Annotated in this window: 14 protein-coding genes; 9 read left to right on the forward strand and 5 right to left on the reverse strand. The window is 71.2% G+C overall.

The features are described from left to right. The first annotated feature begins 40 nt into the window (after window positions 1-40). Genes tsaB through ACFWCH_RS09960 form a run of 6 tightly spaced genes read left to right on the forward strand, consistent with a single transcriptional unit; the run spans window position 41 to window position 5104 of the window. Window positions 41-658, forward strand: coding sequence for a tRNA (adenosine(37)-N6)-threonylcarbamoyltransferase complex dimerization subunit type 1 TsaB (tsaB, locus tag ACFWCH_RS09935; RefSeq protein ID WP_247638451.1), 618 nt, complete (start codon window positions 41-43; stop codon window positions 656-658). Further along, window positions 655-1143, forward strand: a complete 489-nt coding sequence (gene rimI / locus ACFWCH_RS09940) for a ribosomal protein S18-alanine N-acetyltransferase (RefSeq protein ID WP_378803460.1) — start codon at window positions 655-657, stop codon at window positions 1141-1143. Before tsaB ends, rimI begins: the two co-directional genes overlap by 4 nt. Next, a complete protein-coding gene (gene tsaD / locus ACFWCH_RS09945) occupies window positions 1140-2228 on the forward strand; it encodes a tRNA (adenosine(37)-N6)-threonylcarbamoyltransferase complex transferase subunit TsaD (RefSeq protein WP_136031037.1) in 1089 nt (362 codons plus the stop codon). Before rimI ends, tsaD begins: the two co-directional genes overlap by 4 nt. Further along, entirely contained in the window at window positions 2225-2710 is a 486-nt protein-coding gene (locus ACFWCH_RS09950) for a hypothetical protein (protein WP_136031035.1), read from the forward strand. The genes tsaD and ACFWCH_RS09950 overlap by 4 nt, the downstream gene beginning before the upstream one ends. Before the next feature lie 2 nt (window positions 2711-2712). Beyond that, window positions 2713-3852: a hypothetical protein gene (locus ACFWCH_RS09955; RefSeq protein WP_378803461.1), complete on the forward strand. Its 1140-nt coding sequence runs from the start codon at window positions 2713-2715 to the stop codon at window positions 3850-3852. Further along, window positions 3836-5104, forward strand: a complete 1269-nt coding sequence (locus tag ACFWCH_RS09960) for a hypothetical protein (RefSeq protein WP_378803462.1) — start codon at window positions 3836-3838, stop codon at window positions 5102-5104. The genes ACFWCH_RS09955 and ACFWCH_RS09960 overlap by 17 nt, the downstream gene beginning before the upstream one ends. A gap of 4 nt (window positions 5105-5108) precedes the next feature. Here ACFWCH_RS09960 and ACFWCH_RS09965 read toward each other — a convergent pair whose 3' ends face one another. Beyond that, window positions 5109-6314: an SAM-dependent methyltransferase gene (locus ACFWCH_RS09965; RefSeq protein WP_378803463.1), complete on the reverse strand. Its 1206-nt coding sequence runs from the start codon at window positions 6312-6314 to the stop codon at window positions 5109-5111. 151 nt (window positions 6315-6465) lie between these two features. Between ACFWCH_RS09965 and groES the strand changes: the two genes are divergently transcribed. The 3 genes from groES (at window position 6466) to ACFWCH_RS09980 (ending at window position 9268) form a co-directional block, all read left to right on the forward strand. After that, window positions 6466-6762, forward strand: coding sequence for a co-chaperone GroES (gene groES, locus ACFWCH_RS09970; RefSeq protein ID WP_017203655.1), 297 nt, complete (start codon window positions 6466-6468; stop codon window positions 6760-6762). A 174-nt stretch (window positions 6763-6936) separates the two neighbouring features. Beyond that, window positions 6937-7866: an EamA family transporter RarD gene (gene rarD, locus ACFWCH_RS09975; protein ID WP_136035192.1), complete on the forward strand. Its 930-nt coding sequence runs from the start codon at window positions 6937-6939 to the stop codon at window positions 7864-7866. Between the two features lie 145 nt (window positions 7867-8011). Next, the gene (locus ACFWCH_RS09980) at window positions 8012-9268 is read left to right on the forward strand and encodes an ABC transporter substrate-binding protein (protein ID WP_378803464.1); all 1257 of its coding nucleotides are present in this window, start codon (window positions 8012-8014) and stop codon (window positions 9266-9268) included. 128 nt (window positions 9269-9396) lie between these two features. Here the strand turns inward: ACFWCH_RS09980 and ACFWCH_RS09985 are convergent, their stop codons facing one another. The 4 genes from ACFWCH_RS09985 to ACFWCH_RS10000 are packed head-to-tail and all read right to left on the reverse strand — an operon-like array spanning window position 9397 to window position 13413. Continuing rightward, entirely contained in the window at window positions 9397-10164 is a 768-nt protein-coding gene (locus ACFWCH_RS09985; protein WP_136035190.1) for an ABC transporter ATP-binding protein, read from the reverse strand. After that, entirely contained in the window at window positions 10161-11156 is a 996-nt protein-coding gene (locus tag ACFWCH_RS09990) for an ABC transporter ATP-binding protein (protein WP_168387197.1), read from the reverse strand. Before ACFWCH_RS09990 ends, ACFWCH_RS09985 begins: the two co-directional genes overlap by 4 nt. After that, window positions 11146-12123, reverse strand: coding sequence for a branched-chain amino acid ABC transporter permease (locus ACFWCH_RS09995; RefSeq protein WP_136035189.1), 978 nt, complete (start codon window positions 12121-12123; stop codon window positions 11146-11148). Before ACFWCH_RS09995 ends, ACFWCH_RS09990 begins: the two co-directional genes overlap by 11 nt. Before the next feature lie 3 nt (window positions 12124-12126). Next, entirely contained in the window at window positions 12127-13413 is a 1287-nt protein-coding gene (locus ACFWCH_RS10000) for a branched-chain amino acid ABC transporter permease (protein ID WP_378803465.1), read from the reverse strand. Between the last annotated feature and the right edge of the window lie 69 nt (window positions 13414-13482).

The raw sequence follows: 13482 nt of genomic DNA on the forward strand, positions 1-13482 counted from the left end.
TGCACGGCGCCGGAGGGCCCGTGACGACTACCCTGGAGGGGTGATCCTCGCCGTCGACACGTCCCTTGGCACCGCCGTCGCTCTCATCGACCCCGACGGGACGCCGCGGGCCGAGGCGGGCACCGCCGATCCGCTCGGTCATGCGGAGGTGATCGGCGATCTGCTCGCCGGGGTGCTCCGCGACGGAGGCTCCGACGGCATCACCCACGTCGTGTCCGGCATGGGTCCTGGACCGTTCACCGGGCTGCGCATCGGGATCGCCGCCGCCCGCGCGTTCGCCCTCGGCCGCGGCCTGCCCGTGCTGCCGGTCCCGAGCCACACCGCGGCGGCGCTCACGGCCCTGCCGACGCAGTCCGGCCCGTTCGCGATCGTCACCGACGCACGCCGCCGCGAGGTCGCGGTCACGGTGTTCGACGGGCTCGACGACGACGGACTGCCGGTGGTCGTGGCCGACACGGTGCTGGTGCGGGCCGTCGATGCGGACACCCACCTCGACGGCATCCCGCGCGTCGACACGACTGTGCTCTCCGCGGTCGACCTGGCCAGGGCGGGCGCGCGGGCGCTGGCCGCGGGCCGCACGCTCGCCGACGCCGAGCCGCTGTACCTCCGTCACCCCGATGTGACCCTGCCCGGAGCGCCGAAGAAGGTGGGTTCGTGACGCTGCGGGAGGCGGTGCCGGGCGACCTCGACGCGATCATGGCGATCGAGGAGCGGTCGTTCCCCACCGACGCCTGGAGCCGCGAGACCATGGCGAGCGAGCTGTCGAGTCCGCACGGCCGCTATCTGGTCGACGAGGTCGACGGCGAGATCGTGGGGTACGGCGGGGTCAGGGCTCTGCAGGGCGGCGCCGACGCCGACATCCAGACCATCGCCCTGCTCGCGGAGCACCGCGGCCGGGGCCGGGGGCGTGCGCTGCTGCACGCTCTGCTCCGGGCGGCGGCCGCCCGGGGACCCAGGGAGATGTTCCTCGAGGTGCGGGCCGACAACCCGCCGGCGGAGGGGCTGTACCGGGCCGAGGGCTTCGAGGAGATCGGCAGACGCCCCCGCTACTATCAGCCCGACGACGTCGACGCGATCGTGATGCGTCTGGACCTGCGCCGCCACCCCGCGGTCGCCGATACGCCGGAGGAGGCGAACGCATGAGCGAGCCCCTGGTGCTCGGCATCGAGACGAGCTGCGACGAGACCGGTATCGGGATCGTGCGCGGCCGCACGCTGCTGTCCAACACGATCGCGTCGAGCATGGATGAGCACGCCCGTTACGGCGGCGTCGTGCCGGAGGTCGCGGCTCGTGCGCACCTGGAGGCGCTGCAGCCGGCGATCGACGCCGCGCTCGCCGAGGCCGGGGTGCGCCTGGACCAGCTCGACGCGGTCGCCGTCACGAGCGGTCCGGGACTGGCGGGCGCGCTCATGGTGGGTGTCGGCGCGGCGAAGGGGCTCGCGGTGTCGCTCGACAAGCCGCTGTACGCCGTCAACCACCTGGTCGGTCACATCGCCGCCGACATCCTGACGCCGGAGTCGGAGCCGCTCGAGTACCCGACGATCGCGCTGCTGGTGTCGGGCGGGCACACGTCGCTGCTGCACGTGCGCGACCTCACGACCGATGTCGAGCTGCTGGGCGAGACGGTCGACGATGCGGCGGGCGAGGCGTTCGACAAGGTCGCGCGGCTGCTGTCGCTGCCGTACCCCGGAGGCCCCGAGATCGACAGGGCCGCGGTGGGCGGGGATCCCGAGGCGATCCGGTTCCCGCGCGGGCTGTCCCGGGCGTCCGACCTCGCGAAGCACCGGTACGACTTCTCGTTCTCCGGGCTCAAGACCGCCGTCGCGCGGTGGGTGGAGCGGTTCGAGGCGGAGGCCGCGGCGGCGGGCGACGAGGCCCCGGCGCTGCCCATCGCCGATGTCGCCGCGAGCTTCCGCGAGGCTGTGGTCGATGTGCTCGTCACGAAGGCGCTGGCCGCCTGCGCCGACCTGGGAGTCCCGCGGCTCCTGCTCGGCGGCGGCGTGATCGCGAACCGGCGGCTGCGCGAGGTCGCCCTGGCGCGCGCCGCGGAGGCGGGCGTCACGGTCCGCATCCCGCCGCTGTCGCTGTGCACCGACAACGGCGCGATGATCGCGGCGCTCGCCGCCGAGCTGATCTCGTCTGGTCGTCCGCCGTCGACGCTCGCGTTCGGCGCCGACTCGACCCTGCCGGTGACCGAGATCCAGGTCGCGGAGGCGGTGGCGGTATGAGCGACGTGCCGCGACCGGCGGGAGACGCGACCCCGACGCCCCCTGCGCGACTCGAGCGGGCGAGCGAACAGGTGGACCGTTCGGCGGCGACGGCGCGGATCCCCGGCGCGCGGCGCGACGGATACAGCAAGCTGCCCACGGGTCCGGTCGGCATCGAGCCCGTGGTGGTGAGCGGCCCGGACATCGACCGTCACGAGGATGCGGAGTGGGAGCCGTCGGTCACCGAGCCGGCGCCCGTCGACGACACGCGGCTCGCGCCCTGGGCCCTGCTGGCGGCGATCGTGGCGCTGGGCGCGTCGTTCTTCGTCGGCTGGGGGATCCCGGTCGCGGTGGTCGCGGTGATCGCGGCGATCATGTCGCTGCGGCGTCCGATGGAGAACCGCGCGATCGCGCGCTGGGCGCTCGCTCTCGGCCTGTGCGCGACCGTGTACAGCCTGGCCTGGCTGGTGTGGGCCGGTATGCAGTTCGAGAGGCTCGGCTAGCGATGCCGTCGGCGGGGGGCGACGACGAGCTGCGGGCGCTGCAGCGGAAGGCCTACGCCCGCGATGGCGCCCTCACGGCCGCCGAGGCCGCCCGGCTGGCCGCTCTCGAAGAGCTCCGGCGTGCGGGGCGTGCGGACGCCTCCGGGGTGCCGGCTCGCGATGCCGCGGCATGCGACACCGGCCCGGCTTCCGATGCCAACACGGCCTCGGCATCGGGCGCGGACGCGGTGTCCGGTGGCGGCCCGGGCGACGCGTCGCCGGAGAGTGCAGACGGCTCGGATCCGGGTGCCGGCGTCGACAGCGAGTCTTCGGGGCGCACCGACGCGACGGGCGTCCTCGGGGCGCTGCGGAACCGTCGTCCCCTCGTCCTCGCGCTCGCCGCGGTGCTCCTGGTCGCGGTCGGCGTGGGCATCGGCTGGGCGGCGTTCGGCCGATCCGCGGCGCCGGCGGTCGCGCTGACGGCCGAGCAACAGGTGTGGCACAACGACCTCGTCGCCTCAGGCGTCTACGACCCCGGGTCGGTGCGGGCGCTCGCGGTGGAGGACGACGTGGTCATCTGGACGGCGACCCAGGAGCAGCGCGCGCGCATCTGCCTCGTCCTGGGGTCGGGCAAGAGCACCATGCCCAGTTGCGGTCCTGCCGAGCAGGTCGAGAACACCGGGCTGTACGGCTCGCTGACCCTCGGCGCCGACGAGGAGCGGCAGAGGCAGGTCAGCGCGCAGCTGCTGCTGACCGCGAGCGGCGAGGCCGCGGTCGCCGCCGCCTCCTCCGACTACTCGAGCACCGTGACCGGCATCGAGTACGCGAACGACGAGGAGACCGCCACCGCCGAGCGCTTGGCGGAGGACGGGTTCGATCCGAACTCGATCTGGGTGGCCGGGTACGACGGCGATGTTCCGCTGTGGGTGGCCTCGCGGATCGGCGAGGGACGGCAGTGCCTGATCTACGACGGCTCGACCGCGGAGGCGCCGATGACGTGCGAGGCCGCCGAGACGTTCGGCGAGTACGGACGCGGGCTCACGCTGGAGGTCGCCGATGTGGCCTCGGGCGCGATGACGCGCTACGAGCTGCCGATGGATGCGGGGCCCATGTTCCTGGTGATCACGCGCGAGGGGGGTGTCGCCGGTGCCGGAGGGGACTGAGACGCCCGACGCCGCAGCGACGCCCGGCACCGAGGGGTCGTGGACCGACGCGGCGGAGCGTGAGCTGCGCGAGCTGGAGCGTCGCGCCTACGGCCGCGGCCCCGGGCTCGACGACGTGCAGGCGCGCCGCCTCCGCACGCTGCACGACGCCCGCCGCGCCTCCGCCTCCGCCTCCGGTGTGTCCGGCCCCGGTGCGTCCGGCCCCGCCTCCGCCTCCGCCTTCGCGCGGCACGAGAGCGCGGCGTCCGGGCCGCGCGAGGCCGCCCCGGAGGCCGCCGCCGGGCACAACGTCGACCCCTCGTCCGAGGGGGACGCTGTCCCGAAGCCCCACGGCACCGCGGCGGAGGACGCGCCGTCGCTGCCGCTCGCGCGGCGTCGCCGGGCGTCGATCGTCGTCGCCGCGGCCCTCGCACTGGTGGCGGTCGGGGTGGGAGCGGGCTGGGCGTTGTTCGCCCCGCGCGACGCCGCGCTGCCCTTGACCGCCGCGCAGGAGCAGCGCCGCGCCGAGCTCGCGGCCGAGGACTACGACCAGGGATCGGTGCGGGCGGTGGCGCAGAGCGACGACGCGCTCGCGTGGTTCGCGACGCAGGACGACGCCCGGCGACTGTGCCTGGTGCTCGATGTGGGCGACCGCTCGCAGTCGACCTGTCTGCCCGCGGACGACGCCGCGGACGGCATGAACGTCACGGTCCCTGTCCCGATCGACCCGCCGGGCGACGAGGGCGGGGCCGCGGTCGAGAACGTCGTGGCGACGCTGCTGCTGTCGGTCGACGACGAGCCGATGGTGAGCATCCAGCGCTGGAGCATGAACTCGTCGGTGCTGTCGCAGTTCGAGGGCGAGCAGCGCACCAGGGCCGAGGAGCTCCTAGCGGACGGCTACGAGCTCGGGCTGTCGCTGGTGGGGTTCTTCCACGGCGAACCGGTGTGGCTGGCCGACCGTCCGTCGGACACCGGTGTGTCCCTGCGGTGTCTGATCGTGGATGCCGACGCCTCGCGCCAGTGCGCCCCGATCAGCGAGGCCCTGGAGTCCGGGCTGGGGGTGCAGGTGGTCGACGTCGATCAGGAGTCGGGAGACGTGATCGCGGTCTCGGTGGTCCAGGTGGAGTTCACGCGCTGGCAGGCCCCGTACCTGTCGGTCACGACCGGGGCGGTGTTCTCCGAGGCGCCGTCCGGAGACTCGTATCTGGTGACGACGGGTCCGCCCGGCGATCCGATCCGGGTGGAGATCCCCGATCGCGACCCGGACGGCTGAGCGATCAGTCGGCCGCGGACACCCGGTCGGCGAGGATCGCGCGGCGCCGGTCGCCGATCCGCACGAGGATCAGGGTCGCCTCGGCGTCGCCCTTCAGCGTGAGCGTGCGCCGGAACGCCGCGGGATCCACGTCCACCCCGCGCTTCTTGATCTCCAGCCGCCCGATGCCGTTCGCCTTCAACGCCGCGTTGATGCCCTTGGTGTTCATCGGCAGCACGTCCCGCACGCGGAAGCTCTGCACGAACGGGCTCGTCAGGGCGGTGTCCGACGTGAGGTAGGCGATGCGGGGGTCGAGCATGCCCGCGTCGAGGCTGCGCGCGACATCCCCGATCAGGCGGGCGCGGATCACGGCGCCGTCCGGCTCGTGGAGGAACGCGCCGAGGTCGCGCACCGGGGCGTCCTCCGCATCCGCCGCGGCGGTGAGCTCGTGGGACCGGTCGCCGCGGACGAGCAGCGCCGAGCGGCGCACACCGTCTCGCGCGAGCTCGCGCGTCCACACCACGAGCTCGACCACGCTCCCGTCGGCGCTGATCCACTGCGTCTCGGCGTCGTCGGGCAGGGCGTCGCGGTCGTGCGCGGGGCCGAGCTTGATCCCTGTGGGCTGCCGCGCGGCGACCCCGAAGGCCCAGTCGAGCGAGGGGGAGTAGTCGTCCGCGGCGACGCGGCGGGTCTCACTGTGCCCAGAGGTGCGGCGGGCGGGGTCCATCCATACGGCGCGGCCGGGTCGTGGCTCCCCGAGTGCGTCCTCCGCGGTGTCGTGCCGCACGGTGACGCTGTCGCCGAAGGGCGCGAGGTTGTAGGCGGCGATCGCGGCGGTGACCTCATCGGCGTCGACCGCCAGCACGTCGAGTCCGGCGCCCGCGAACGCGAGCGCATCACCGCCGATGCCGCAGCCGAGGTCGGCCACGGCCGTCATCCCCGCGCTGCGCAGGCGCTGCGCGTGCCGGGCGGCGACACCCAGGCGCGTGGCCTGCTCGAGGCCGGCCCTGGTGAACAGCATGCGGGCCGCGAAGGGGCCGAACTTCGCGGCGGCCTTCGCCCGCAGGTGCGCCTGGCCGACCACGGCGGAGACGAGGTCGGGGGAGTGCCCGGCCGCGCGCAGACGCGACACCGCGGCGGCGGCCTCTGCGGTCGAGCCCACCTCGCCGGTGCCGTCGAGCAGTTCGAGGCCGGCGGGGGTCAGCAGGGCACGCAGCTCGGACATCTCCACGCCTTCAGCCTAGGCGCGCGGGGGCGGACGTTCCCGGGCTGGCACTCGCATTGCATGAGTGCCAGCCGACCGCCTACACTGGCATTAGCACTCTCGGGTTGAGAGTGCGAACGAGTCTTTCGTGTCAGCGTCAAGAAAGAAGAGGTAGACCGTGTCGGTTTCCATCAAGCCGCTCGAGGACCGCATCGTCATCAAGCAGGTCGAGGCCGAGCAGACCACCGCGAGTGGCCTGGTCATCCCCGACACCGCCAAGGAGAAGCCCCAGGAGGGCGAGGTCGTGGCGGTCGGCCCCGGCCGCATCGACGACAACGGCAACCGCGTTCCGCTCGACGTCGCCGTCGGCGACCGCGTGCTCTACAGCAAGTACGGCGGCACCGAGGTGAAGTTCGGCGCCGACGAGTTCCTCGTCCTGTCGGCTCGCGACGTCCTCGCGGTCGTCGTCCGCTGATCAGCTGAATCCCGTCCCCGCCGCGCGCGGGGCCACGGATCCGAAGGGGTCCGGATGCCACGGCATCCGGACCCCTTCTGCGTTTCCGCCAATCGTCGGTCACTTCCCGCCGATCTTCCCGAGCGGCCCGGTGACCGGCGCGGTGGGGTCGCGCCGCGGGCATAGGGTTGTGCGGTGACCCCCGAGACCGCCCGCGCCACCCCGACCGCGGGCGTCGTCTACGCCGCGTCCGCCTACGTCCTGTGGGGGGTCCTGCCGCTGTACTTCCTGCTCCTGGCGCCGACGGGCCCGTGGGAGGTCGTCGCGTGGCGCGTGGTGCTGTCCTTCGTGTTCTGCCTGCTGCTGCTCACGGTCACGCGCGGGTGGGCGGCCATCCGCGTGATCCTCCGCACGCCCCGGCTGCTCGGGTGGACGGCACTGGCCGGTCTGCTCATCTACATCAACTGGCAGGTGTTCCTGCTGGGCACGCTCAGCGGCAACGTGGTCGAGACGGCGCTGGGCTACTTCATCAACCCGATCACGACCGTGCTGCTCGGGGTGTTCGTGCTCAAGGAGCGCATCCGCCGCCTGCAGTGGGTCGCGGTGGGCATCGCCGCGATCGCGGTGGTCGTGATCATCGTGGCGTACCGCTCCTTCCCGTGGATCGCGCTGTCGCTCACCGCCTCGTTCGGTGTGTACGGGCTCATCAAGAAGAAGATCGGTCCGGCGGTCGACGCGGTCAGCGGGCTCACGCTGGAGTCGTTCTGGCTGCTGCCGATCGCGGTGGTGCAGCTGGTGGTGGTGGCGCAGACCTCCGGCCTCACGATGGGCGCGAACGGTGTGGTGCACGCGCTGCTGCTGGGTTTCGCGGGCGTCGCGACGGCGGTGCCGCTGCTGTTGTTCGCGGCGGGGACGCGCCGCGTGAACCTGGCCGTGATCGGCATGATCCAGTTCCTCACGCCGATCATGCAGTTCCTGATCGGCGTGGTGGTGCTGCACGAGCCGATGCCGCCGGAGCGATGGATCGGGTTCGTGCTCGTGTGGATCGCGATCGCGGTGTTCGTCGCCGACCTGCTGCTGGCCGGGCGGCGGGGACGCCGGATCGCGCGCGCCGCCCTGCTCTGATCCCCGGGCTCGACCGCGGCGACACCCGGTGTCGGATCGTTAACGCACCGAGATACTTGCACCCCCTGCGCGCTGACCTCACGCCCTAGTGTTAGAGCACCCGCCTGTGGTCACAATCCACGTTCAGTCACGCAAGGGAGCATCCATGAACGCACTGAAGGGCTCGCGCACCGCGAAGGTCTTCGCCGGGATCGCGCTGGTCAGCGCATCCGCCATCGTCATCGCCGGCTGCAGCAGCACGCCGAACGCCGAGCCGTCGGAGGGTGGCGGCGACAAGCCGGCCGCCGACCTGACGCTCAAGCTCGGCTCGCTGCTGCCCGCCACCGGATCGCTCGCCTTCCTCGGCGCTCCCATGGAAGCCGGCGTGCAGCTCGCCGTGCAGCAGATCAACGAGGCCGACGCCGGTGTCACGATCGACCTGACCACCGCCGACGAGGGCGACCTCGACAACAAGGCCTACGAGACGTCGATCACCAACCTGCAGAACGCGGGCATCACCGCGATGATCGGTGCCGCGTCGTCGAGCGTCACCAAGCTGATCCTCGACAGCAACGCCGGTGCGGGCATCCTCACCGTCTCGCCGTCGAACACGTCGCCCGACTTCACGGGCATCAACCCGCTGTACTTCCGCACGGCGCCGAGCGACAACCTGCAGGGCGAGGTGCTGGGCAACCAGATCGCCGAGGATGGCCACAAGACGCTGGGCATCATCTACCAGAACGACCCGTACGGCACCGGCCTGTTCGAGGCCATCAAGGCCACGTTCGAGGGCACCGGCGGCGAGGTCGTCGCCGACGCGTCGTACAACCAGGGTGACGGCCAGTTCAACGCCCAGGTGTCGGAGATCGCGGCCGCCAAGCCCGACGCGGTCGCCGTGGTCTCGTACGACCAGTTCGCGACCATCGCGCCGCTGCTCGCCAACGCGGGCATCGACACCGGCTCGCTCTACCTGGTCGACGGAAACCTGAAGGACTGGGGCTCCGACATCCCGGTGAGCCTCGAGGGTTCGAAGGGCACGCGCGCCGGCGCCGAGCTGCCGCAGGACTTCCTCGACCAGCTCAACGGGGTCTGGACGGCCGACGGCAACGACCCGATCGACGCCGTGACCTACTCGGCCGAGGCCTACGACGCCGTGATCCTGATCGCCCTGGCGGCCCTGAAGGCCGGCTCGGTCGAGGGTGCCGACATCGCCGAGCAGATGATCACCGTCTCGGGTGGCGAGGGCGACGGCGAGAAGTGCAAGGACTTCGCCGAGTGCGCCGCGATCATCAACGACGGAGGCACGCCGGACTACGACGGCCTCTCCGGTGAGATCACGTTCGACGAGAACAACGACCCGAAGGGCGCCGCGATCGGCGTCTACGAGTTCGGCGCAGACAACACCACCACGCGGATCAAGTAAGCCGCATAGCGAAGGCCCCGGGCTCCGGCTCGGGGCCTTCGTCGTGTCCCACGGCGGGCACGGCGCGACGCGTTCCGCACGCAGAAGGGCCCGGCATCCAGCGGATGCCGGGCCCTTCGCGGCGCGTGTCAGGCGGCGTCGGTGCCGAGCGTTCCCAGGTAGAGGCCGATGACCTTGGGGTCGTTCAGCAGCTCGCGGCCCGTGCCCTCGTAGGCGTCGCGGCCCTGATCGAGCACGTAGCCGCGGTCGCAGATCTGCAGGCAGCGGCGCGCGTTCTGCTCGACCATGATCGTGGTCACGCCCGCCTTGTTGATGTCGGAGACGCGGATGAACGCGTCGTCCTGCCGCACGGGGGAGAGGCCGGCCGACGGCTCGTCGAGCAGCAGCACCGACGGGTCCATCATGAGAGCGCGCGACATGGCCACCATCTGGCGCTCACCGCCGGACAGCGACCCGGCGCGCTGCTTCAGGCGCTTGCCGAGTTCGCCGAAGATGCTGGAGACGAACTCCAGCCGCTCCGCGAAGATCTTCGGGTTCTGGTAGAGCCCCATCTCGAGGTTCTCCTGGATCGTGAGCGACGGGAACACGTTGTTCGTCTGCGGGACGAACGCGACACCGCGCGCCACGAGCTTGTCCGCCTTGAGGCCGACGATGCTCTCGCCCTTGACCGTGATGTCGCCGTCGCGCACGTTCACCATGCCGAAGATGGCCTTCAGCAGCGTCGACTTGCCGGCGCCGTTGGGGCCGATGATGCCGATCAGCTCGCCCTTGTGGGCCACGAGGTTCGCGCCGTTGAGGATGTTCACCCCGGGGAGGTACCCGGCGTGCACGTTGGTGAGCTCGACGACCACGTCGTCGTTCTTGATCTCGTTCCGCTCGACGGGCGCGTCGGTCATGGCTTCTCCTCCTCGGCCTCTTCGGCCTCGACCTCGGCTTCGACCTCGGTCTCGATCTGCTCGCGGATGCGCTCCGCGTCGGCGTCCGAGATCACGGGCAGACGTCCGGTCACGGCACCCAGGTCCACGTCCTGATGCGCGCCCAGGTAGGCGTCGACGACCGCGGGGTCCTCCATCACGGTGTCCGGCGGCCCCTCGGCCACGACCCGTCCCTCGGCCATCACGACCACCCAGTCGGCGATGTGACGCACCATGTGCATGTCGTGCTCCACGAACAGCACCGTCATGCCCAGGTCCTTGAGGTCGAGGATGTGGTCGAGCAGCGACTGCGTCAGCGCCGGGTTCACGCCGGCCATGGGCTCGTCGAGCATCACCAGTGTCGGGTTGCTCATCAGTGCGCGCGCCATCTCCAGCAGCTTGCGCTGGCCTCCGGAGAGCGACGCCGCGAAGTCCTGCTCCTTGGCGTCGAGCTTGAACCGCGTCAGCAGCTCGTGGGCGCGCTGTTCGATCTCCTGGTCCTGCTTGCGCCAGAGGAAGGGGAAGAGCCCGGCCCAGAAGCCCTCGCCGCGCTGGTCCTTCGCGCCGAGCTTCATGTTCTCCAGCACGGTCAGCAGCGACAGCGACTTGGTGAGCTGGAACGTGCGCACCTGCCCCATGCGGGCGACCTTGAAGGAGGGGATGCCGGAGAGGTTGGTGCCGTCGAACGACCAGGTGCCGCTGTTGGGCTTGTCGAAGCCGCACAGCAGGTTGAACAGCGTCGTCTTGCCGGCGCCGTTCGGGCCGATCAGGGCCGTGATGGCGCCGCGCGGGATCTCCAGGTGGTCGACGTCGACGGCCGTGAGGCCGCCGAAGCGCCGCTGCACGGCGTCCACGACGAGGATCGGGTCGACCTTCTTGACGCCGGGCACCGCGGGGCCGGCGGTGAGGCCGGTCGTCTTGGCGCGCGGGGTGCTCTTCGCGGGCGTGACCGCCGCGTCGTTCTCACTTGACAAAGGTCATCTCCCTCTTGTTTCCGAGGATGCCCTGCGGGCGGAAGATCACGATCAGCATCAGCACGATGCCGATGAGGATGTACCGCACGACATCGGCCTGCGCGCCCGACATGGGCAGGTAACCGGCGTTCGCCATGGCGGGCAGCAGCGCGCCGAGGAACGCGAACACGATCCAGAACAGCACGGCGCCCAGCGTGGGCCCGAGCACCGTCGCGGCGCCGCCGAGCAGCAGGATCGTCCACAGGAAGAACGTCAGCGACGTGGAGTAGCTGCCGGGGATCACGGCCGACGGCAGGATGAACACGATGCCGCCGAGCGCGCCGATGATGCCACCGACCACGAGCGCCTGCATCTTGTACGCGAAGACGTTCTTACCGAGCGAGCGCACCGCGTCCTCGTCCTCGCGGATGCCCTTGAGCACGCGACCCCACGGGCTGCGCATGAGCGCCCACACCACCAGCACCGCGAGGGCCAGGGCGATCAGGCCGACCACGCGCACCCACAGGTCGGTCGCGTTGTAGGTCCAGGGACCGAAGCCGTACGTGCCGGTGGGGAAGGGGTTCGCGTCGCGGAAGCTCTGGTGGTAGCCGGAGAGGCCGCCCGCGGAGTTGGTCCAGTCCTTGAACAGCTCCGTCACGAACATGAGCCGCACGACCTCCGCGGCCGCGATGGTCGCGATGGCGAGGTAGTCGGCGCGCAGCCGCAGCGTGGGGATGCCGAGCAGCAGGGCGAACAGGGCCCCACCCAGCACGCCGACCAGCACGCCCGCCCACCAGGGGAAGCCGAACGTGAGGATCGAGATCGCGTAGCCGTAGCCGCCGATCGCCATGAACGCGGCCATGCCGAAGTTGAGCAGTCCGGTGTAGCCGAAGTGCACCGCGAGGCCGGTCGCCGCGAGCGCGTACGCGATCGTCGTCGGGCTGAACAGATAGGAGGCGGTGTTGCCGAAGATGCTTCCGAAGTCCATGTGTCAGCCCAACCTTTCCTTGCGTCCGAGGATGCCCTGCGGTCGCACGAGCAGGATGATGATCAGCGCGACCAGGGCGCTGGCGTACTTGAGGTCGGAGGGGACGCCCAGCAGCGTGGACACCTCCACCGCGAGCCCGACGATGATCGAGCCGATCAGGGCGCCGATCGCCGAACCCAGGCCGCCGAGGGTGATGGCGCAGAACATCAGCAGCAGCATCTGCATGCCCATGTCCCACTTCACTCCCGGGCGGAAGTAGGCCCAGAGGATGCCCGAGATGGCGGCGAGCGTGCCGGCGAGGATCCACACGATGCGGATGACCTTGTCGACGTCGATGCCGGAGGCGGCCGCGAGCTGCGGGTTGTCCGAGATCGCCCTCGTCGCCTTGCCCGTCCGGGTGCGGGTGAGGAAGAACGCCACGCCGAGGATGACGATGATGCTGGTGGCCATGCCGATCATGTCGATGTACGACAGCGAGATCGGCCCGAGGCGGATCGGCTCGGGGCTCGCGCCGGGGAGCTGGTAGGTGTTGCCGCCGATGATGTACTGCAGCGTGTACCGCAGCGCGAGCGAGAGGCCGATGCTCACGATCATGAGCTGCACCACCCCGAGGCCCTTGCGGCGCAGCGGCTTCCAGATGCCGGCGTCGAGCGCCCAGCCCAGGGCCGCGCCGCCGATCACCGCCGCGATGATGCCCGCCCACAGCGGCAGCTGCCAGAAGGTCGTGAACACGAGGGTGATCACGGCGCCCCAGGTCACCATCTCGCCGTGCGCGAAGTTCGACAGCCGTGTGGTGCCGTAGATGAGTGCCGCCCCCATCGACGCGAGGCCGAGCAGGAGCCCGAAGTTCAGGCCGCCGACGATGCGCGACAGCAGCTGATCGAGGAACGACACCGTGACCCGCTCGCCCGCGCCGAGGAAGAGGTTGACGATCTTGGTGCCGGTGAGCCCGAACTCGAGCTCGAACGAGGCCGTCGTGCCCGACACCGGCTGGATGCCCTCCGGCAGCTGCGAGGCGTCGACGATCACGCCGTCGGGGAGCGTGGACTCGTCCACCGTCAGGGTGTACGTCTCCTTCTCCGGCACGTACAGACGCCACTTGCCCTCGGCGTCGGTCTCGGTCTCGGCCTCGAAGCCGTTGCCCTCGATCGTCATGACGACACCCTGGACGGGCTCATCGGCGTTGGTCACCACACCCGCGAAGTAGAAGTCGGTGACCTCTTGACCGTCGTCGGTGGTGTCGGCGGAGGCCGCCGAGGGAGGGAGCAGCAGTGAGGCCGCGAGCGCCATGAGGATTCCCAAGAAGACGAAAGCCCAGGGGCGCTTCCGCGGTCCGGCGAGTGCTGTGGGTCCCACGCA

The sequence above is a fragment of the Microbacterium sp. NPDC060132 genome, from assembly GCF_042729675.1.
Lineage (GTDB): Bacteria > Actinomycetota > Actinomycetes > Actinomycetales > Microbacteriaceae > Microbacterium > Microbacterium sufflavum.